Here is a 20,344-nt window from a genome sequence, read left to right as displayed (position 1 = left end):
ATGCCGGGGTTTGCTGCGGCATAATCGCCGCGAGTCTGCTGGAGTCGTCTCGATGCCGTGCCGTTCGCTGCTGTTCCTTGCGCTTTCTTCCCTTGCCTTTGCCGCCCAGGCCGACGCACCGCCCGCAGCCGACACGCCCGAGGCCGCTGCGGCCAAGGCCGGCGTCAGCATCGAGGACGTGCGCACCTTTACCGCCGTCTACAACCTGGTCAAGCAGGCCTATGTGGAAGACGTCGGCGACAAGCGCCTGATGGAGGCCGCCATCAAGGGCCTGCTGTCTGGCCTGGACCCGCACAGCGAATACCTCGACCCACGCCAGCTCACCGACCTGACCGAAGACACCAGCGGCGCCTATGACGGCCTGGGTCTGGAAGTGCTGACCGTCGACGGCGTGCTGCGCGTGATCGCGCCTATCGACGACACCCCGGCCGAGCGCGGCGGCATCAAGCCCGGCGACATCATCACGCGCATCGACGGCAAATCGATCTCGTCGGAAAACGTCAACGCCTCGGTCGAGCTGCTGCGCGGCAACCCTGGCAGCAGCGTGGTGCTGACCGTGCTGCACGACGGCGAATCAGTGCCCGTCGACATCACCCTGAAGCGTGAGAAGATCAAAGTGGCCAGCGTGCGTGCGCGCTGGCTGGAACCCGGCTATGCCTACCTGCGCGTGGCCCAGTTCCAGGAAGACACCGGCGGCGAGCTCAAGCGCAAGCTGGCCAAGCTCAAGGGCAAGGAGCAGGCGGTGCGCGGCGTGGTGCTGGACCTGCGCAGCAATCCCGGCGGCCTGCTTACCGCGGCGGTCGAAGTCAGCGACGTTTTTCTCGATGCCGGCACCATCGTCACCACGCGCGGCCGCCTCAACGACACCGACCTGAGTTTCAGCGCCACACCGGGCGACCTGACCGGCGCCGCACCGCTGGTTATCCTTGTGGACAAAGGTACGGCCTCGGCGGCGGAGATCGTCGCCGGCGCGCTGAAGGACAACCACCGCGGCCTGATTCTCGGCCAGAAAACCTTCGGCAAGGGCTCGGTGCAGACCGTGCTGCCGCTGGACGACGGCCACGCGGTCAAGCTGACCACGGCACGCTATTACACGCCCAGCGGCGTATCGATACAGGCCACCGGCATCGTGCCGGACATCGAACTGCGCGACCTGAAACTGGCCGTGCGCGATGCACCGCCCAGCCTGATCACCAGCGAGCGCGACCTGCCCAATCACCTCAAGGGCGAGAACGAGCAGCCCGAAGCCGCGGCGGCCAATACCGAGGCCGCGTCGCTGGACGATTACGCGCTGACCGAAGCGGTGCATGTGCTCAAGGCGATGGCCTTGCGCGCGGTGCCGAAGACCGGGCCCGCCAAGGGCTGAGCCCCGCGATGTTGGGATAAACCGCTGGCGCAGCCCAACATCGCGCTATCTCCGTAACAAAATGCCTATGGCGAAGCGTCGCTTCGGCTTGCGTCGTGGTGTGGCGCGCATTCTTCGGCAGGGGTTCTTTGATGCTGCCTCACCTCGATGTCCGGGCGCGCCTGCGGCTTACCCCAAACCGACGCGCGCGGCTTTTCTCTTTGCGTGCGGCTTTGGCTTTTTCTTTACCCCACTCGCCGTTCGAACAACAACGGCGACGGAACGGCGCAATCGGCATGCAGCCGGTTCAGTCCATGGATCGCCCCGGACAGACCGGTCATCAGGCCGGGCGTGAACGCGGCGCGGGTCATGCTGCCGATAAAGCCGCGGTTTTCCTCGATCGAGGAAACGACCTGGGCCACCGGCTCCTGCGGATCGACGGCGCAGTGTTCCGGGTCCAGCCGTGCGGCGCGCAGGAACAATTCGCACAGCGACATGTCGCCGTGGCACAAGGTGTGGCTGATGCCCCACATGCCCTGTGAGGCACGCACGGCGCGGCGCAGGGTCAGCAGGTGGTCGGCGTGGCCGGTGCGCGCGTACAGATCGGCCGCGGCCATGCCTATACCGACGCTGCCGTTGCACCAGGTATGGAACGTGGTCTGCGCATCGCGCTGGCGCTTGTCGAGCCAGTTGTTCAGGTCTTCTTCGTAGAGGCCGCTCTGGAAGGCGAAGCCTTGCTCGGACAGGGCCTGCCAGCGGGCGCGATCGGCGGCATCGCCGGCGCCGCTCAGGGCCAGTCGCGCCAGTGCCCAGGCAATGCCGGCAGCGCCGTGGGCGAAACCGCCGACCGGCTCGGGAAATACGGGCGTGAGCCAGCGCGCGCCTTCCGCATCGATCACGGCGCGGGCTTCCAGATGTCGGCCGGCCTGGGCCGCCACGGCCAGCCAGCGCGCATCGGCAGTCGCCTCGGCCAGCTGCAGCAAGGGCACGATGGCCCCGCTGCAGCCGTCGATGATGTCCAGGTTGTTGTCGCCGGCAAAGCCGATCTGTTCGAGCTGCGCCGCAGCGGCGATGGCGTGGTCGAGCAGGCCGGGCTGCTGCAGCAGGTCGCTCAGGGTGAGCCAGATCCAGATGCGCGCGCCCAGGCCGTCGTAACCACCGGTCTGTTGCGAGGGCGTGCTGGCGTCAAGCGCACGCAGTACCTGCAGCGCGCCGGCCAGCGATTCGTCGATGCCGGCGACCGGGTCGGCCCGGCCGCCGAGGACTTCCCTGCGATAGCCGGCCAGGCCTACCAGCACACCGCCCAGGCCGAAATACAGGTCCTGGCGCACCGGCTGCACCAGCCAGTTGCCTCGGCTGGTCTCGGGGGTGATCCAGGTGACCGAACCGTCGTTGCCGCGCACGGCCAGGCGCAGCAGGCGCTCGACGGCGTCGGCAGCGAGTATGCGCCTGCGGGTTTCCAGCCGGGTCGTGTGCGGCTGGCGCGCAAAGAAATGGCGACCGTCGCGCTCGTTCTCGCCGCCGGTGCGGTTGAGGTTGGTGGCGACGAGCGCGCAGCGGACAGTCAGTTCTTCCAGGTCTGTGCGCATATGGCGCCAGTCGTTCAGGCTGGCGCCGATGCGTTCGGCAGCGAGCGGCGCGGCGAATACCGGAATATCACCGCTGCACAGGGCGTCAATTTCCGCCTCGATCTCGTCGTCCTGCACTGGCGTTGCAAGGGTCAGGGCGGCGTTGCGCCGCAGCAGCTCGCGCGCCCGGATACGCGCAGCCGGGGCGTCGTGCAGCGACGCCGGATGCCAGAGCATCCGCGCAATCTCGACGTAGGCCTGGGTCGGGCGGCGAACGTCGCGGGCCATGCAGCCGCGGAAGCTGTCCAGCAGCGGCGCCAGCCCGCCGCGCGCGTCGAGAGTGCGCAGGGCCGTGCTGACGGCGAGGAAGCCTTCACTGAGTTCGTTCCAGAAACGCGATACATCCGGCTGCGGACAGGGGTGGTTCTGTGCATGTTGCACGTCGACGTCGACCAGCTTCAGATGCGCACGGGTAGTGCCCTCGTCGGCAATCACCGGAGCGTGGACCTTGGGCTGCTGACCCGGCAGGCTGCCGGCCGCCGAAAGATCGACGCCGCTGAAACCCGGTGTTTCGCTTCGGAACGGCACGATGCCGGTGCGGACTACTGAAGTGAATGCCAGGTTGCTGGCCAGGTCGTAGGCGTGGCCGTTGCCGGAGGGCGGTGCGCTGGCGACCAGGGCAAACAGGCTTTCGGGGTCGACGACGACAGGCACCGGGCCGCAGGCGATGAGATTTTCGTGGTGGATGTCGACCCCGCCGATCAGGCGCAGCACGCCCAGCCATTCGCCCAGGCCGCGATAGAAGCGTTGCAGCTCGGCCTCGTTCGCGCAGTGGCGGTGCATGACGAATGCCGCCCAGCCGTAGTCGCTGCGATCGACAACGGCGGGTACGCGGATACGCAGCGGATCGTCGCCGAACAGGTTCTGCAGCAGGGTGTCGAGGCACTGGTCGATGCGCAGCGAGCGCGGCTTGTATAGCAGCCGGCCGCCCTCGAACTGCAGCTGCGCCACGGCGTGGCCACCTGCATGCAGATCGCCCATTCCCAGGTTGATAGCGCTCAGCCGGCCGGCCGGCTGGCCCAGCAGCGTCGCCAGCACAGCGCGGTCGGCCACCAGGCGCGCGGCCATTTCCCGCAGCGCAAGGCGCTGCTGCCGCAGCGACTGCTGCAGGCGGGGCCATAGGGCGGGATAGCGTTGCTGCAGATGCCGGTCGAACGACTCGGTCTGCGCCTGCGACACGAACCGGGCGAACCGGGCGGCTTCGTCGGGCGCGTCGAGTTCGCCGGCACGCTGTGCGGCATGCAGCTCCAGCAGCAGTACACGATTGAGCTTGAGGCGCGCCGATTCGGTCAGGGCTGCGTCGGCGGCATGCGCGATCAGTGCGATCTCGGCGGCATCCAGCATCGGCGCGAGCTGCACGAGATCAGCGGCAAGCGCTTCGCGGCTGCTGCGGGTGTGGCGGTCAACGATGTCGGCAAACGTCGCGGCTGGTGCGGAGGAGGCCAGTGTCGGCATGGCGTTCGTTTGTGAGGAGGAAAAAGCCGCGGCGGCCTGCCCGGCAAATGCGCGCAGCCGCGGAAGCTGCGCGCATCGCCTGTACAGCGCTCAGCAGCAGGCGCAGCTGCTCGGGCGGCAGCTGGCTGTGGTGCCGCCCAGGCCGGTGAAGAAGATCGTATTTTCCGAACTCATCAGTACCGAGTCGGCATTGTCGAGATAGAGCGGGCCTGCCGGACTATCCAGGCCTTCCACCGAGTTGGAACCGTTGAGCCAACCCGAAACGACTTCGTCATGCTGTTGCATTGCGTTTCTCCGTGAGTGGGTATCGGGAACAGACCCGCCCTGTGGCCCGTGCGCAGGCGAGCCTGGGCCGGACCGTTCGGTCTGCGCGGCCTTCCGGTCGGCGGAGCTGCGATGTGCAGGGTCGCTTTATGGAAAAAACCGCGGCTGTACGTTTTTCATGTTATGTAGATATTGTCAATCAGTAATTTATACAAATGAGAAGTGGCGACGGCGGCCGTCCGTTGCCGGCAGGTATATTTTTTATCCCGAGTGAACAATTCAGCAGAAATCCTCCGGCTGGCGGCGGATTTGTTCCTGATCAGTACGGTAGTGCGGCCGCCGGATCGCGCTGCCGCCAGGCGGCACGCGCCGCTGCAGAGGCTTGCCTACTGGCGCAGCCGCCGCGCGATTGCCGGGCGCGAGATCAGCGCCATCACCACGCCGACGCAGAAGCCGGCGATATGCGTCCACCAGACCACGGCACCGAAGGTCGGGCCTACGTAGGTAAACAGCAACTGCAGCAGCACCCAGAAGCCGATCAACAGCGAGGCGGGCACTTTGACGAATTCCAGGAACAGGCCCAGCGGTAGCACCAGGCCCAGGCGCGAACGCGGAAACAGGGCGAGGTAGGCGCCGACGACGGCCGATACCGCACCGCTGGAGCCGACGATCGGCGTCACTGCACTGGACAGGGTTACCGCGCCCACGAGGTTGGCGATGCCGCCGCCGATCAGATACAGCGCAAGGAAGCGGCGCGAGCCGAGCAGGCGTTCGGCGGCCAGGCCGAAGATCATCAGGAACAACAGGTTGCCAGTCAGATGCAACCAGTTGGCGTGGACGAACAGGGCACTGAACAGGCGCAGGGCGCGCAGCTCGATCACCTGGCGCAGCAGCGGCGCGCTGGTATCGAACAGTTGCGCCGGCACGGTGCCCCAGCGCGCCAGCAATGCCAGGCGCTCATTGCTGCCGGTGGAGGCCAGCCAGAAAAACGCCAGCACGCTGAGTGTGACGATGCTGATCGTCGCCCAGGGTGGGCCTGGACGGCGGCGCGATTCGACCTGGATAAAGACCACGAACCGGCTCCTTTGCGCGGGCGCCGCGGCGGCGGCGGGTGTCGAAACTCAGGAGCCGCCGCGGGGAACCAGGAAACGCTGGCCCTGATAGGTCAGCACGACGCCGTCGGTGCGGATTTCAGTCACTTTTACATCGCCGCCGAGTTCGTCGCCCTCGACCTGGCGATTGCCGTTGAGCACGACGAAGCGCTGCGCTGGCGTGGCGCTGTAGACATGCATCGACAGTTTCAGCGCCGGCAATTCCTTGCGCATGTTGTACGGCAGTTGCCAGTAGGCCGGCAATTGTTCCAGGCCTGGCGCAGTGGCCGGTGCGGCGCTGGCCGTGGCAGCCGGGGCTGGCGGTGCGGATGGCAGGCCGGCCTGGGCTGCGGCAGGCGCTGGGTTCGGCGGCGGCATGCTCGGCGCCGCAGGCGTCTTGGCCGTGCCCGGTGCCGTTGTCGTGGCCTTGGGCGGTGCATTCGCCGTCGCCGGATTGGGCGGCGGTGCATTCGCCTCGGCCAGGCTGCTGGGTGGCGGGCCGGGCTTGCGCGGCGAGCGCGCCGGGTCGGCTGCCGGCGCGGCGCTGGCCAGGCCGCCGCGCTCGCGTTCCTTGGCGGCCATCTTGGCGGCGAGGCCGGCGGCATCGTTGATTTCGGTCGGGGGCGGCGCTGCGCCCAGCGCCAGCGGCGCGGCTTCGCCCGGTGCGAGTGGATTCGCTCCCGGCGGGTGCGGCTCGGATTCGCGCTCGGCGACTTCCTTGACGGTGGGCGGATTGTTGCCGGCCGGCGCGGCCTGGTTGTTCAGCCGTGGCGGCGGCGCCAGGCTGTCGACGACATTGGTATTGGCTTGCGCGTTCGCCCCCATGACCGGGCGGCGTGCGGTAGCGCTGCTGCTGGCGACGGCCTCGCCAGAGGCGGCGGGTGGAGTTGCCGCCGCCGGAGCGGCCGCGCTGCCCGAGGCGGGATTGTCGGCGGCCTGGGCAGTCGACGGCTTGCCATCGGCGCCGCTGCCGGCGGGCGCGGCGCTGTCGCTCGCGAACCACCAGCCTGCACCCAGCGCAATGACGATCGCCGCGGCCAGATAGGGCAGGCTGGAGCGCGGCCGGCGCGTGCTCGCGAACGGCGTGCCCAGATCGGGCGGCTGGCCCAGGCGGCGTTGCTGTTCGGCCTTCTTCAGGGCTTCATGGATCAGGGACATGGCTGCGCTCGAATCGATTTATTCCACATTGCGGGCCAGCCGCGGACCTTCGGCAGACAGCGAGGACAGGGCCAGCAAGGTCTCCTGCCCGACGATGCCGTCGGGGGTCAGGCCGTAGGCGGCCTGCAATTTGCGTATGCGTTCTTCCAGGGCGGTATCGAAGAAGGCCGGTCCCAGCGCCGCCTCGATATTGCCGTCCAGGCGGCCCAGCTGCTGCTTGATCCAGGCGATGCCGTGACCGGCATCGCCCAGGCGCAGCGGCACCGGCAGATCTGCCGGCAGGCGCCAGGTCACCGCGAAACCGCCTTGCCACAGGCGTGACAATTCGCTGCGGTCGAGGCGGTAGCCGAGGCCGGCGAAGTCTAGCCTAACCGTGTTGCCGGCTACGCCGCGCAGCAGGGCCAGGCCGCGCTTGCCGTGGTAGTCCAGCTCCAGCAGCAGCGGTCGGTCGAAGCGCAGCAACTGGTCCAGGGTAGCCTTGCCGCGCAGGCAGTCGAAACCGGCAAACACATGCGGCTGGCAGCGCGCGGCGTCGGCCACGCTGACCTCGCGCGAACTGACCTCCCAGCGGGCGAGCAGTTGGGTCCAGGCCATCAGGTCGGCGCCGTCGACCGTACCCAGCTTGTCGCCGAGCAAGGCGGCCTGATCGATACTGGCCGACGCCGGCACCGCGGCTGCCGCCGGTTCGGGCGGTGCCGGCGGTGGCGCGCGCCGTTGCCAGGCGGCATAGCCCGCTGCACCGGCGAGCAGCAGCAAGGCCAGTGCTGCCCAGCGGCCATAGCGGCGCAGGTAGTAGCGCGCATGGCCGGGCAGGGTTTCGTCGGCGGCCAGGTCGACCAGGCGTTCGCCGATGCTGTCGGTTTCGCGGGCGAAGCCGGCCATCAGGGCGCGGTCGCCGATCACGTTGATCAGGCGCGGCACGCCGCCCGAACGCTGGTACAGGGCTTTGAGGCCCAGGCGCGAGAACGGCAGCTTGCGCGAGCCGGCGACGGCCATGCGATGCCGCACATAGGCTTCGCACTCGTCGGCATTCAGCGGCGTGAGGTGGTAGCGCGCGGTGATGCGCTGGGCCAGCTGGCGCAGATCGTCGCGCTCCAGCAGACGGCGCAGTTCGGGCTGGCCGAGCAGGATGATCTGCAGCAGCTTCTGTGTCGGCGTTTCCAGATTGGTCAGCAGGCGCACCTGTTCCAGCGCGTCCACCGACAGGTTCTGTGCCTCGTCCACGATCAGCACGACGCGCAGGCCTTGCGCATAGGCGTCGAGCAGGAAGGTATTGAGCGTGTCGACCAGGCCCTTGAGGCTGCCGCGGCGGCCTTCTATGTCGAGCTTGAGTTCCTCGCAGACTGTCTCGACCAGCTCTACCGGCGACAGCTTGGGATTGAGCACCAGGGCGACGCGGGTGTTTTCCGGCAATTGCTCCAGCAGCAGGCGGCACAGCGTGGTCTTGCCGGTGCCGACTTCGCCGGTCAGTTGCACGAAACCGCCCGAACCGCCTTTGCCGATGCCATAGAGCAGGTGCGCCAAGGCGTCCCGGTGGCGCTCGCTCAGAAAGACGTAGCGCGGGTCCGGGGTAATGGAAAACGGCGTTTCCTTGAGACCGTAGTGCTCCAGATACATGCGGGCCGTGGTTCCTGGGCGACTGTTGCTGCGCCGTTCATGCGCGCAAGGCGGGCAAGCTTAACCGATGGGCTCTGCGGGTCCGTGTTAAAAAATCGCTGTGCCGCGGCCAACTGCTGGTTTCTACAGCAGGTTTTTCCGTGCCGCGGCTGTCTGGGCGGGGTTATGAGCCCGTTGGGGCCGACTTGGTTCCGGACGCAGCCTGTGCGCCGGCGGCAGCGGCAGCGGCAGCGGTGGCGGTGGCGGTGGTGGTGGCGAGCCTGCGGCCATGGTCCAGCAGCCGGCCGACCCCGGCCTGACCTATTCTTGTGCTGCAATCCGCTGCCGCGGCTGCGGGCCGTGCGGCCCGGCTTGGTGTGGCGACGGCATCTTTCCTATTCGCCGCAGCAGTGCCCCTTCGGCCTGGCTGCGGCCACTGCGGCAGGTCGGCATTGAGACGACAAACTCCATCACCCGCTCTGGGCCGCCGGCCGCGGGGCAGCAGCCTGGCGCTGGCCGCCGTCGCGGCGCTGGCTGCCAGCCGCGGCACTGACGCGGCCCCGGCCAAGCCGGCGCTGCAATTGCTCGGCAGTACGGCGCTGCCGTATGCGCAGCAGTTCGATGGCGTCGCCTTCGGCGGCATCTCGGCGATCGAGCGCGATCCGCTCAGCGGCCGCTGGTACCTGCTCAGCGACGACAAATCCGCCCAGGGACCGGCACGTTTCTATATCGCCGAGATAGCGCTCGGCGCGGACGGGCCCGGCCCGGTGCACATCGTGCAGACCGTTGCGCTGCAGACCGAGTTAGGCCAGCCCTATCCGCGGCGCCTGCCCGCCGCCCAGGCTGGCCCCGCCGCCGAAACCGCCGACGCGGAAAGCCTGCGCCGCGATCCGCGCAGCGGCGACCTGTGGTGGGCCAGCGAGGGCGACGCGGCCGCCGCGGCCGGTCCGGCGATCCGGCGCATGGATATCGCCGGCCATGCCCTGGGCCAGTGGCGCCTGCCGCCGGCGTTCGCTTTCGATCCCCTGGGGCGCAGCGGACCGCGGCCCAATCTGAGCATCGAAGGCATGAGTTTCGATCCGGCCGGGCGCGGCCTGTGGTTTGCCATGGAAGGTCCGCTTTACCAGGACGGTACCGAATCCGGCGCGACGCTCGGCGCGCTGGTACGCCTGAGTCTGATCGACCGCGCCGGCCAGTTGCTGCGCCAGCATGCTTATCGCGTCGATCGCCTGCCGTCGCACGATGCGCGGCTGGCCGCGGACAACGGCATCAGCGAGATCCTCGCCGTGGACGAAAACCATCTGCTGGTACTGGAGCGCACGGGTCTGCAGCAGGCCAACGAGCACTACACCTTCCGCACGCGCCTGTACTGCGCCAACCTGGAACACGCGCCCGATACGGCACAGACCCCGGCGTTCGACGATCACGCCGTCGCCGCAGCGCCCAAGTCGCTGCTGTTCGACCTGGCGCGCAGCCGCCGCCTGCCGCGCAGCAATTTCGAAGGCATGGCCTGGGGGCCGCCGCTGCCCGACGGCCGGGCTACCCTGCTGCTGGTGTCGGACAACAATTTCGATCCCGACCATGCCAGCGACTTCGCCCTGTTCGCCAGCAGCAGGCCGCTGGATGCGCAGTGGCTGCAGCAGCATTGCGCTGCGCCGGCACCGTAAGCGTTGCGGCGGTACCGTGGGCTTGAAACCGCCCTGCGCCGCAGTCAAGTCGAAGCCGTGCGCGACTTGACGAATCTGCTAGTACCCGCGGCCTATGCAGCAGGTAAACTGTTCCCGCTTCGGCCCTGCCACAGCACCGCTGCAAGCCGTACCGTCGCATCGTTTGCCAGTACCGGTTCCGGCTGCCGCAAGGCCGGGCCATCGCACACAGCATTGAACGGACGGCGATCGTCCTAACGCCTTGGGGGTATCCATGGATTACACCGCGCAAACTCTTCCGGAAGCCGGGCTTGGCGAAAGCCGCATTGCCTTCATCCGCTCCACCTATTCCTATCTCGCCGTTGCCCTGCTCGCGTTCACCGTCCTGTCGGGCATCCTCTACGCCAGCGGCGTCGGCGTCGCCCTGCTCAAGCTCATGAGCGCCAGCAAGTTTGTCTGGATCGGCTTCCTCGGCGTGTTCATGCTGGTCGGCTGGTTCGCTTCCAGCTGGGCCGACAACGCCGAAAGCAACCAGAAGCAGATGATCGGCCTTGGCATCTACGTGCTGGCCGAAGCACTGATTTTCTCGCCGCTGTTCGCGATTGCCGCCGCGGTTGCGCCCAAGGCGATTCCCGCTGCCGGCTTCATCACGCTGTTGCTGGTAGCCGGCCTCACCTACACCGCATTCAGCACCAAGAAGGATTTCTCCTTCCTCGGCGGCATCCTCAAGATCGCCGGCTTCTGCGCCATCGGCGCGATCATCGCCAGCGTCATCTTCGGCTTCAGCCTGGGCATCTGGTTCTCGGCCATCATGGTCGTGTTTGCCGGCGGCTGCGTGCTGTACGACACCTCCAACATCATTCACCACTATCCGACCGATCGGCCGGCCGGTGCCGCGCTGCACCTGTTCGCCTCGATCGCGCTGATGCTGTGGTACGTACTGCGCATCCTCATCTCGCTGACCAGCAGCGACGACTGATGCAGTAAACCGCGCGGGCCGGCTCGCCGCCGGTCCGCGTGGCGATCCACGGACGGATCGCCGCTCCGCACGCATTCGCGTACGGATATCCGCTGCCATACAGCAGCGTCAGCAGGGACAGCTTCGTTGCGCTTCCTTTGTTTCGACAATCAGTCCGCCACCTGGGAAGGGGGCGGCGGGCAGCGTTTCGTCTTGTCTGCACCGGTACCGGCCGCCGTCGCGGCCGGGTATACAAAATCCAGGGGATTACCATGGCATTTCTATCCAAATTGCGCGTCATCATTTTTCTGATCGTGCTGCTCGTCGGCGGCCCGGTCATGCTGGTCGTCGGTTACAAGGAGGCCAAGGACAGCAGGGCGCTGGCCGACCACGGTGTTACCGTCGAGGCCACGGTCATCGACGTGACCAACAGCACCAAGCGTGGCCGCGAGCGGAATTTCCACGCCAAGATCAGCTATACGACGGCCGACGGCAGCATCGTGCGCGACGACGTCAGTGTCGGCACCGAACAGGGCAAGGCCTTGCGCGACGCGCTGGCCAGCGAGCCCAAGCTGTCGGTGCGCTATCTGCCGGAAGACCCGACCACCGTGGCATTGGCCGACCACAAGGATGAATCGAATTTCTTCTACGGCATCGGCGCGCTGATGCTGCTGGTCGGCATTGGCATGCTGGTGTATCGCCTGCGCAAGAAGCCGGACGCCGAGTAAGCCGGATGGTCGTGCCGCGTTCAGGCGCCTAAACCACAGTTAAAGCGCTGTCGGCTGCGCATCGCACGGCCGAATCCGCACCGCTTAGCATCGACCCCGCACGCGCCGGCCAGTGCCGGCGCGTTTTCGCATCGGGGGACATCGATGAAACGCCTTGCTCTGTTGCTGGCCATGGCCGGCCTGTTCGTTGCACCGGCCGTGCAGGCGTGTCCGCCGCTGCTGTCGCGCCAGGCCTTGCAACAGCTGGATCCACAGGAAGAACTGGGCCAGTACGTGATGCTGCGCTGGCTCACCTGCGGTGCGGAAACCACCTTGCCTGCCTTGCCGGTACTGCGCGCGGGTCTGCGCCTCCAGGCGCTGCAGCGCGATGGCGATGGCGACGAGCCAGCCGCTGCCCCCGACGACGAATTCGCCGAAATGGTGGTTGCTTCGCTGTCGGTCAATCCCCACGCCGTGATCGCCGGCTTCTTCGAAGAGCGTGAAGACATCGATGAAGACACGCCGGCCTACCTGCGCTCCCTGATGGCCTGGCAGGTCAGTGCGCAACAGAAGCTGCGGCATTTCGAACAGGGTGTAGCACCGGTGATTGCGTTCCTGCGCCAGCAGCCGCTGTCGCCATCGATCGAGCAGCAGCTCGAACTGATCCTGATCGCGCAGGAGATACGCCAAGGCAAGATCGAACAGGCGCGTACCCATTTGGCGCGCGTCGCATCCGCTGCCGCACTACCGCAAGCGGATACGGAGTCAGCCGAGCGCCTGGCACAAATGAAGGCTGTACTTGCGCCGGTGCGCGAACATTCCCTGGCGGCGGACACGCAACGCTGGGTCATCGACAAATCTACGGGCCGCCGCTTGCGTATGCGTTGTGGCACCGGCGCCTGGATGGAGGCGATGTACGGCCTGGACTATTTGCGCGCCGAGGTTTTGCGCCGCGCCGACGCCGACGCCGATGCCGCGATCGCCGAGCTGCTGCAGGACGACTGGCGCGAGCAGATCGGTGGTCACGGCAGCCGCAGCGGATTTCTCGCCGAACTGCTGCGCAAGCGCCATCCGCCCGCCGCATTGAAGCTGGCTTGGGACGATGCGCTGGCCAGTATCCGCAACGACGACGACAAGGCCGGACTGAGCCTGTTCGGCAACTACCTCGCCCTGCCCAGTGCCGTGCTCGAAGGCGACGTCACCGCAGCGGGGGGCGCCCGCGAGCGGCCGTTGACGGTGGACGAGCTGGCCGAACTGGTGCGCCAGAGCGCGCTGTACCGCGAAACCTACGCAGCGAGCAGATAAACCTGCGCAAGGCTTGAAAAACGGTGCATTTCAACGCCGGAATCCGTGTGAAGCGGTGCTCGTGAGCGTAGCGAGTTGCGCCTGGCTGCCTGGCCTTTCCACGTGACCTTCGCGGCCTCGGTGATTCCGCTGCCGCGTCCTATTCGGCGGTTTCGCCGTTCAATGCTTCGATCAGCGCATCTTCGTCGCCGTCCCAGTGCAGGGCCTGGCCGCTGTGGCGGTCGATCAGGTAGGGCACGTAAGGTGCGCCGAGCAGGGTGATGGCGTAGCCGGTGGCATACAGCGGAATGGTGCAGTGTGGCGTGGCGGGCACGCTGTCGCCGTCGGCCAGGCGCTCGAAGGCGGCGAACGGCTTTGCCGCACATTGCACATTGCGCAGTTGTTGCTGTGTCGCCTCGTCGTTGTCGAGCGAGTCGAACAGGTAGTGCAGCTCGATTTTCAGTTCGTCGCCGCGCCGCTGCAGCACCTCTTCCAGTTCGCGGCAGGGGCCGCAGTCGAAGGCGGTGAACAGCAGCAGCTCGCGCCGGTCGGTGGCAGCCGGGTCGCCGAATACGCGGATATGCGACGGCGGCACTTCGGTACGCGCGGCCAGTCGGCGCTGCTGCGCCCGCGTGTCGGCTTTGCTCATGGCCATCAGCTTGCCGCGCTTGAGCTCGAACAACCCGTCGCGCGTGCCGACGACGCGGCGTTCGCTGTCCACGTACCAGGACGGGCTGTCGTCGCCGGACGGATAGGCGACGACACCACGCACCCATGTCGCTACCGGCTTGCGACCGGCAATCTTCGCGGCCAGCCCGGTGTCGCGATACGGCGCCAGCGCATCGTCGCCGGCGGCGCTCTGCGCCGCTGCACCGGGCAGGTACAGCGACAGCAGCGCCGCAACAAACAAGCCGATGTACTTGCGCAACGCGGCCGACCGCATCGTTCTACTCGCCCAGGGTCAGCAGCGAGGCGTTGCCGCCAGCGGCGGTGGTATTGATGGTCAGGGTGCGCTCGGTGACGAAGCGGGCCAGGTAATGCGGGCCGCCGGCCTTGGGGCCGGTACCGGACAGGCCTTCGCCGCCGAACGGCTGCACGCCGACCACCGCGCCGATCTGGTTGCGGTTGACGTAGCAATTGCCCACTTTGACACTTCTGGAAATCTGCTCGATGGTGGAATCGATGCGACTGTGCACGCCCAGGGTAAGGCCGTAGCCGGTCGCGTTGATCTGCGCGATCACCTTGTCCAGTTCGCTCGCCTTCCAGCGCAGCACGTGCAGCACCGGGCCGAACACTTCGCGCTTGAGCTGGTCCAGCGAGGCGATTTCGTAGGCGCGCGGGGCGAAGAAAGTACCGTGTTCGGCTTCGGCGCCGAGCGTGACTGCCTTGATCAGCTTCGCTTCCTTGTCCATGCGTGCGGCATGCTCGACCAGAATCTGCCGGGCATCTTCGTCAATGACCGGACCGATGTCGGTAGAGAGCAGGCGCGGCTCGCCGACCGTGAGTTCGTCCATGGCGCCGCCGAGCATCGCGATCACCTTGTCGGCGATGTCTTCCTGCACGAACAGGATGCGGGCGCAGGAACAGCGCTGGCCGGCGGAATAGAACGCGCTGCTGACGGCGTCCTTGACCACTTGTTCAGGCAGGCTGGACGAGTCGGCGATGAGCGCGTTCTGGCCGCCGGTCTCGGCGATCAGCACGGCGATGGCCGCGTCGCGTGCGGCCAGGGAACGGTTGATCGCGCGGGCCGTTTCGGTCGAACCAGTGAATACCACGCCGGCGATGCGCGGGTCTTTGCACAGGGCCGCGCCGACCGTGGCGCCATCGCCGGGCACGAACTGCAGCACGGCGGCCGGCACGCCGGCCTCCTGCAGCAGCTGGGTAGCGCGGTAGGCGATCAGGTTGGTCTGTTCGGCCGGCTTGGCGATCACGGCGTTGCCGGCGACCAGCGCCGCCACGACCTGGCCCATGAAGATGGCCAGCGGGAAGTTCCACGGACTGATCGCGACGAAAACGCCGCGGCCGTTGAGGAACAGCTGGTTGGATTCGCCGGTCGGGCCGGGCAGGGTTTCGACCTGGCCGAGCATCTTGCGCGCCTGGGCAGCGTAGTAGCGGCAGAAGTCCACTGCTTCGCGTACTTCGGCGATTGCGTCGGGAATGGTCTTGCCGGCTTCGCGCACGCACAGGGCAATCAGTTCGCCGCGATTGGCTTCGAGCAGGTCGGCGGTGTGTTCGAGGATCTTGGCGCGGCCGGCGGCCGGCGTGCGGTCCCAGCCGGGCTGGGCGGCGACGGCGTTGGCGACGGCCTTGTCCACCGCGGCGGCATCGGCCGGCTGCCAGCTGCCGACGTTGCGGCGGCGGTCGGCCGGATCGGTGACGGCGACGCTCGCGCTCGTCAGGTTCGCGCCCGGGATCAGCGGTTTGGCCGCCCAGGTCTGCGGCGAGGCGGCGATCGCGTCGGCCAGGGTCTTGAGTTCGTTGTCGTTACCGAGATTGACGCCCATGGAATTCTTCCGTTGTTCCCCGAACAGGCCGACCGGCTGCGGAATGCGCGGGTGCGGCTTGGTAGTGAAATGGCGCACCACCTCGACCGGGTCGGCGACCAGGTCGCGGATCGACAGGTTCTCGTCGACGATGCGATTGACAAAACTGGTATTTGCGCCGTTTTCCAACAGCCGGCGAACGAGATAAGGCAACAGATCTTCGTGCGAGCCGACCGGCGCGTAGACGCGGCAGGGCGCATTCATGTTGCGCTCGCCGATCACCTCGGCGTAGAGGTCGGCGCCCATGCCGTGCAGGCGCTGGAACTCGAACGGGCGGCCCTTGGACAGGTGATGGATCGCCGCGATGGTATGCGCGTTGTGGGTGGCGAAGGCGGGATAGAACAGGTCGCCGTAGTCGAACAGGCGGCGCGCGCAGGCCAGGTAGGAAACATCGGTATTCGGCTTGCGCGTATACACGGGATAGCCGGCATGGCCGCTTTCCTGGGCGCGCTTGACCTCGGAATCCCAGTACGCGCCCTTGACCAGGCGTACGCACCAGCGCTGGCCGTTGAGCTTGGCTTTCTCGGCCAGCCAGTCGATCACGAACGGCGCGCGCTTCTGGTACGCCTGCACGGCCAGGCCGAAGCCCTGCCAGCCGGCCAGCGACGGATGCGCATGCACCGCGGCCATGATGTCGAGGGAAATTTCCAGGCGTTCGGACTCTTCCGCATCCACCGTCAGGCAGATGCCCTGGGCCTTGGCCAGCTGCGCCAGTTCCAGCAGTTTCGGCTGCAGTTCGGCGAAGACGCGTTCGCGCTTGGCCACTTCGTAGCGCGGGTGCAGTGCCGACAGCTTGATCGAGATCGATGGCGCGTCGAGCACATTGGCGAACGGCCCGCGCGCGCCGAGTGCCTTGATCGCATCGATATAGGCGCGGTGGTAGCGCTCGCCGTCGGGCGTGGTCAGTGCGCCCTCGCCGAGCATGTCGTAGGAATAGCGGTAGGCGCGGTTTTCCTTTTCCTCGGCCCGGTCCAGCGCTTCCTTGATGCTGCGGCCCATGACGAACTGGTGGCCCATGATGCGCATGGCCTGGCGCACGGCCAGGCGGATCACCGGCTCGCCGGCGCGGCCGATCAGGCGCTTGAGCGCGCCGAACAGGTTGCGCTGGGTTTCGTCGGCCAGGGTGACCAGCTTGCCGGTCAGCATCAGGCCCCAGGTGCCGGCGTTGACCAGTACCGAATCGCTCTTGCCCAGGTGCGATTCCCAGTTGGCGTCGCCGAGCTTGTCCGAAATCAGCTTGTCGGCGGTTTCCTTGTCCGGAATGCGCAGCAGCGCCTCGGCCACGCACATCAGCAATACGCCTTCCTCAGAGGACAGGTCGTATTCGCGCATGAACGATTCGACGGCCGACTTCTGGTCGGCCTTGGCACGCACCCGGGCGACGATCTCGGCAGCCCGCGTCAGCACCAGGTCGCGCTCGGCCACGGGCAGGGCGGCCTGGGCGACGAGTTCGTTGACGGCTTCGGTTTCGTCGCGGCAATAGGCCGCGGTCATGCGTGCCCGCGCGGCGTCGGCCGGAGCAGGCAGTTCAGGAGTCAGGATCTGGGCGCTCACGCAGCTTCTCGATGGTGTGTGCCGGCCGGGTCCGGGCGCGGCAGCGGGGAAGCTGGGATTGTAGGTGGGACTAAAACCCGGTCAAGTTCTATGGCCCGGCCGCGGCAAACATTTCCGTGCTGCGGCAATTCGCCGCAGATTGCCGGTTGCGGCGGGCCACGCCGCCGCGGGCTGCCGGTGCGGCTGTGGCGGCCGACCTTGGTTTCCTTGCCCGTGTCCGGCCTTGCCACTATCATTTCGCGGTTCTACGCCTGCTGCATGCTGCAGGCGCGGCCTCGCGCCAGCGCCGTTTCATGCAACAGAGCCGATCTTGCAGGCCCGCCTTCTCCGACTGGCGCGACGTCACTAGCGTGACTTGCGCGCGCCGCCGGTTGTTGCGGGCCTCTGTGCGACCCATCAGCCGGGTCGCCGGTCGGCGTAGGCAACGGCATTCGGTACGTGGCCGGACGAGCACGATGGCAGACCGCGACGCGGCCGCCAGCGCATTCGCCCGGCGGCGGCCCCAACGACTGGGATGGCTTTAGGGTGATGGCAATGAAGTCTCTGGCAACTACGCGTATCGGGCGTGCCGCGTCGGCGGCGGTGCTCGCGATGGCGGCGGGTATGGTCCACGCCTCCGGCAGCACCATGCCTGCGCGCTGGCAGCTGAACATGGGCAGGGGTGTTACCGAATCGGCCCACAACGCCTACCACGCGCACATGATTGCGTTGTGGGTGTGCGTGGTCATCGGCGTCATCGTGTTCGGTGCCATGGCCTATGCCATGTTCAAGTTCCGCAAGTCCAAGGGAGCTGTGGCGGCGCAGTGGAGCCACAACACCAAGGCCGAGGTGATCTGGACCGTCATCCCCATCCTGATCCTGGTCGTGATGGCCTGGCCGGCCACGCAGATCCTGATCAAGCAGGCCGACACGTCCAATCCGGTGCTGACGGTGAAAGTCACCGGCTACCAGTGGAAGTGGCGCTACGAATACGTCGACTACGAAGGCAAGCCCACGGGCGTGAACTTCGTCTCCAAGCTGGACGCGGACAGCGACAAGACCCGCCAGCTGAAATCCGGCCTCGACCCGCACGCGGTCAAGGTCGGCGAGGAATCCACCTACCTTCTGAACGTGGACAAGCCGCTGGTGCTGCCGACCGGCGTCAAGGTGCGCTTCGTCATCACCGCCGACGACGTCATCCACGCCTGGTGGGTACCGGCGCTGGGTTGGAAGACCGACGCCATCCCCGACATCATCAACGATGCCTGGACCCTGATCGAGCAGCCCGGCACCTATCGCGGCCAGTGCGCCGAACTGTGCGGCCAGGATCACGGCTTCATGCCCATCGTCGTCGAAGCCATGCCCAAGGCGTTGTTCGACCAGTGGCTCGCCACCCAGCAGCAGCCTGCCGCTCCCAATGCCACTCCTGCTGCGCCGGCCGTCGCTGCCGCGCCGCAGGGCTAAGTCTTCCAGAGGTCGAATCCATGGCTACGCACGCCGCCACTGATCACCATCACGCCGATCACCACGACGACCATGACCACAAGCCGCAAGGCTTCATGAATCGCTGGGTGTTCACGACCAACCACAAGGACATCGGTACCCTGTACCTGGTGTTCGCGTTCATCATGTTCTGCATCGGCGGCGCCATGTCCGGCGTGATCCGTGCCGAACTGATGTCGCCGGGCCTGCAGTTCGTCGAGCCCTACTTCTTCAACCAGATGACCACGGTGCATGCCCTGGTCATGATCTTCGGCGGCGTCATGCCGGCCTTCGTCGGCCTGGGCAACTGGATGATCCCGCTGCAGATCGGCGCGCCCGACATGGCGCTGCCGCGCATGAACAACTGGTCCTTCTGGATCATGCCGTTCGCCTTCACCGTGCTGCTCTGCACGCTGTTCCTGCCGGGCGGCGCGCCGGCCGGCGGCTGGACCCTGTATCCGCCGCTGTCGCTGCAGGGCGGCTCGTCCGTCGCCTTCGCCATCTTCGCCATTCACATGATGGGCATCAGCTCGATCATGGGCGCGATCAACATCATCGCGACCATCCTCAACATGCGCGCGCCGGGCATGGACCTGCTCAAGATGCCGCTGTTCGTGTGGACCTGGCTGATCACCGCGTTCCTGCTGATCGCCGTGATGCCGGTGCTGGCCGGCGCAGTCACCATGCTGCTGACCGACAAGTTCTTCGGCACCAGCTTCTTCAATGCAGCCGGTGGCGGCGATCCGGTGATGTTCCAGCACATCTTCTGGTTCTTCGGTCATCCCGAGGTCTACATCATGATCCTGCCGGCTTTCGGCGTGGTGTCGGAAATCATCCCGACCTTCGCGCGCAAGCCGCTGTTCGGCTACCAGGCCATGGTGTACGCGACCGCGTCCATCGCTTTCCTGAGCTTCATCGTCTGGGCCCACCACATGTTCACCGTGGGCATGCCATTGGGCGGTGAGCTGTTCTTCATGTACGCGACGATGATGATCGCGGTGCCCACCGGCGTGAAGGTGTTCAACTGGGTTTCCACCATGTGGAAGGGCTCGATGACGTTCGAGACGCCGATGCTCTGGGCGATCGGCTTCGTCATCCTGTTCACCATCGGCGGCTTCTCCGGCCTGATGCTGGCGATCGTGCCGGCCGACTTCCAGTACCACGACACCTATTTCGTCGTCGCCCACTTCCACTACGTGCTGGTGACCGGCGCGCTGTTCTCCATCATCGCCGCCGTGTACTTCTGGTGGCCGAAGTGGACCGGCAAGATGTACAGTGAGAAATGGGGCAAATTCCACTTCTGGTGGACGATCGTGTTCGTCAACCTGCTGTTCTTCCCGCAGCACTTCCTTGGCCTGGCCGGCATGCCGCGCCGCATTCCGGACTACAACGTCGCCTTCGCCGACTGGAACATGGTCAGCTCGATCGGTGCGTTCGGCATGCTGTGCACGCCGGTGTTCATGTTCCTGATCCTGTGGCACTCCAAGAAGCACGGCAAGACCGCGACGGCGGAAGTGTGGGAAGGCGCGCATGGCCTGGAATGGACGGTGCCCTCGCCGGCGCCGCACCACACCTTCACCGAGCCGCCGGTGATCAAGGCCTCGATGCTCGCCCATGGCGACCCCACGCACTGAGCACTGAAGGCGCGCCGCTG

General features: G+C 66.8%; 14 protein-coding genes. 7 read left to right on the top strand and 7 right to left on the bottom strand.

Features of this window, described 5'->3' with window-relative positions; translation table 11 throughout:
• The first annotated feature begins 52 nt into the window (after positions 1-52).
• Positions 53-1,366 carry a S41 family peptidase gene (locus tag DFR29_RS18050; RefSeq protein WP_133820019.1) on the top strand — a complete coding sequence of 438 codons (1,314 nt, stop codon included), beginning with the start codon at positions 53-55 and terminating at the stop codon, positions 1,364-1,366.
• 224 nt (positions 1,367-1,590) lie between these two features.
• Here the strand turns inward: DFR29_RS18050 and DFR29_RS18045 are convergent, their stop codons facing one another.
• From DFR29_RS18045 to DFR29_RS18025, 5 genes are all read right to left on the bottom strand, one after another.
• A complete protein-coding gene (locus tag DFR29_RS18045; protein ID WP_133820018.1) occupies positions 1,591-4,428 on the bottom strand; it encodes a type 2 lanthipeptide synthetase LanM family protein in 2,838 nt (945 codons plus the stop codon).
• Between the two features lie 90 nt (positions 4,429-4,518).
• Positions 4,519-4,713 (bottom strand): DUF6229 family protein, encoded by a 195-nt coding sequence (locus DFR29_RS18040; protein WP_133820017.1) that lies wholly within the window; start codon positions 4,711-4,713, stop codon positions 4,519-4,521.
• Positions 4,714-5,078: 365 nt separating this feature from the next.
• Positions 5,079-5,765 (bottom strand): rhomboid family intramembrane serine protease, encoded by a 687-nt coding sequence (locus DFR29_RS18035; protein ID WP_425598847.1) that lies wholly within the window; start codon positions 5,763-5,765, stop codon positions 5,079-5,081.
• 48 nt (positions 5,766-5,813) lie between these two features.
• Positions 5,814-6,941: a general secretion pathway protein GspB gene (locus DFR29_RS18030; RefSeq protein WP_133820016.1), complete on the bottom strand. Its 1,128-nt coding sequence runs from the start codon at positions 6,939-6,941 to the stop codon at positions 5,814-5,816.
• Positions 6,942-6,959: 18 nt separating this feature from the next.
• Positions 6,960-8,558 carry an ExeA family protein gene (locus DFR29_RS18025; RefSeq protein ID WP_133820015.1) on the bottom strand — a complete coding sequence of 533 codons (1,599 nt, stop codon included), beginning with the start codon at positions 8,556-8,558 and terminating at the stop codon, positions 6,960-6,962.
• A 431-nt stretch (positions 8,559-8,989) separates the two neighbouring features.
• Here DFR29_RS18025 and DFR29_RS18020 point away from each other — a divergent pair, with 431 nt between their 5' ends.
• The 4 genes from DFR29_RS18020 to DFR29_RS18005 all read left to right on the top strand — a co-directional run bounded on the left by DFR29_RS18020 (position 8,990) and on the right by DFR29_RS18005 (position 13,153).
• Entirely contained in the window at positions 8,990-10,204 is a 1,215-nt protein-coding gene (locus DFR29_RS18020) for an esterase-like activity of phytase family protein (protein ID WP_166654183.1), read from the top strand.
• Positions 10,205-10,457: 253 nt separating this feature from the next.
• A complete protein-coding gene (locus DFR29_RS18015) occupies positions 10,458-11,162 on the top strand; it encodes a Bax inhibitor-1/YccA family protein (protein WP_133820013.1) in 705 nt (234 codons plus the stop codon).
• 251 nt (positions 11,163-11,413) lie between these two features.
• Positions 11,414-11,869: a DUF3592 domain-containing protein gene (locus DFR29_RS18010; protein WP_133820012.1), complete on the top strand. Its 456-nt coding sequence runs from the start codon at positions 11,414-11,416 to the stop codon at positions 11,867-11,869.
• 144 nt (positions 11,870-12,013) lie between these two features.
• On the top strand, positions 12,014-13,153 hold the full coding sequence (locus DFR29_RS18005; RefSeq protein ID WP_133820011.1) for a hypothetical protein: 1,140 nt from the start codon (positions 12,014-12,016) through the stop codon (positions 13,151-13,153).
• A 139-nt stretch (positions 13,154-13,292) separates the two neighbouring features.
• Here DFR29_RS18005 and DFR29_RS18000 read toward each other — a convergent pair whose 3' ends face one another.
• Together DFR29_RS18000 and putA are read right to left on the bottom strand one after the other, a co-directional pair.
• Positions 13,293-14,075, bottom strand: coding sequence for a thioredoxin domain-containing protein (locus DFR29_RS18000; RefSeq protein WP_133820010.1), 783 nt, complete (start codon positions 14,073-14,075; stop codon positions 13,293-13,295).
• Positions 14,076-14,079: 4 nt separating this feature from the next.
• A complete protein-coding gene (gene putA / locus DFR29_RS17995) occupies positions 14,080-17,229 on the bottom strand; it encodes a bifunctional proline dehydrogenase/L-glutamate gamma-semialdehyde dehydrogenase PutA (protein WP_133820009.1) in 3,150 nt (1,049 codons plus the stop codon).
• 534 nt (positions 17,230-17,763) lie between these two features.
• Between putA and coxB the strand changes: the two genes are divergently transcribed.
• Together coxB and ctaD are read left to right on the top strand one after the other, a co-directional pair.
• On the top strand, positions 17,764-18,672 hold the full coding sequence (coxB, locus tag DFR29_RS17990) for a cytochrome c oxidase subunit II (protein WP_133820008.1): 909 nt from the start codon (positions 17,764-17,766) through the stop codon (positions 18,670-18,672).
• A gap of 20 nt (positions 18,673-18,692) precedes the next feature.
• A complete protein-coding gene (gene ctaD, locus DFR29_RS17985) occupies positions 18,693-20,324 on the top strand; it encodes a cytochrome c oxidase subunit I (protein ID WP_133820007.1) in 1,632 nt (543 codons plus the stop codon).
• Positions 20,325-20,344: the final 20 nt, after the last annotated feature.

The organism is Tahibacter aquaticus (assembly GCF_004363655.1).
Taxonomy (GTDB): domain Bacteria; phylum Pseudomonadota; class Gammaproteobacteria; order Xanthomonadales; family Rhodanobacteraceae; genus Tahibacter; species Tahibacter aquaticus.
Note: the sequence above shows the minus strand (reverse complement) of the source record. Positions and strands in the feature narration are given on the sequence as shown.

What these genes read in the sequence shown, in the direction of transcription:
- DFR29_RS18025 (WP_133820015.1), bottom strand. Translation starts at nt 8,558, where the DNA reads ATGTATCTGGAGCACTACGGTCTCAAGGAAACGCCGTTTTCCATTACC.
- coxB (WP_133820008.1), top strand. Translation starts at nt 17,764, where the DNA reads ATGAAGTCTCTGGCAACTACGCGTATCGGGCGTGCCGCGTCGGCGGCG.
- DFR29_RS18030 (WP_133820016.1), bottom strand. Translation starts at nt 6,941, where the DNA reads ATGTCCCTGATCCATGAAGCCCTGAAGAAGGCCGAACAGCAACGCCGC.
- DFR29_RS18000 (WP_133820010.1), bottom strand. Translation starts at nt 14,075, where the DNA reads ATGCGGTCGGCCGCGTTGCGCAAGTACATCGGCTTGTTTGTTGCGGCG.
- DFR29_RS18045 (WP_133820018.1), bottom strand. Translation starts at nt 4,428, where the DNA reads ATGCCGACACTGGCCTCCTCCGCACCAGCCGCGACGTTTGCCGACATC.
- DFR29_RS18015 (WP_133820013.1), top strand. Translation starts at nt 10,458, where the DNA reads ATGGATTACACCGCGCAAACTCTTCCGGAAGCCGGGCTTGGCGAAAGC.
- DFR29_RS18050 (WP_133820019.1), top strand. Translation starts at nt 53, where the DNA reads ATGCCGTGCCGTTCGCTGCTGTTCCTTGCGCTTTCTTCCCTTGCCTTT.
- DFR29_RS18040 (WP_133820017.1), bottom strand. Translation starts at nt 4,713, where the DNA reads ATGCAACAGCATGACGAAGTCGTTTCGGGTTGGCTCAACGGTTCCAAC.
- ctaD (WP_133820007.1), top strand. Translation starts at nt 18,693, where the DNA reads ATGGCTACGCACGCCGCCACTGATCACCATCACGCCGATCACCACGAC.
- DFR29_RS18010 (WP_133820012.1), top strand. Translation starts at nt 11,414, where the DNA reads ATGGCATTTCTATCCAAATTGCGCGTCATCATTTTTCTGATCGTGCTG.
- DFR29_RS18005 (WP_133820011.1), top strand. Translation starts at nt 12,014, where the DNA reads ATGAAACGCCTTGCTCTGTTGCTGGCCATGGCCGGCCTGTTCGTTGCA.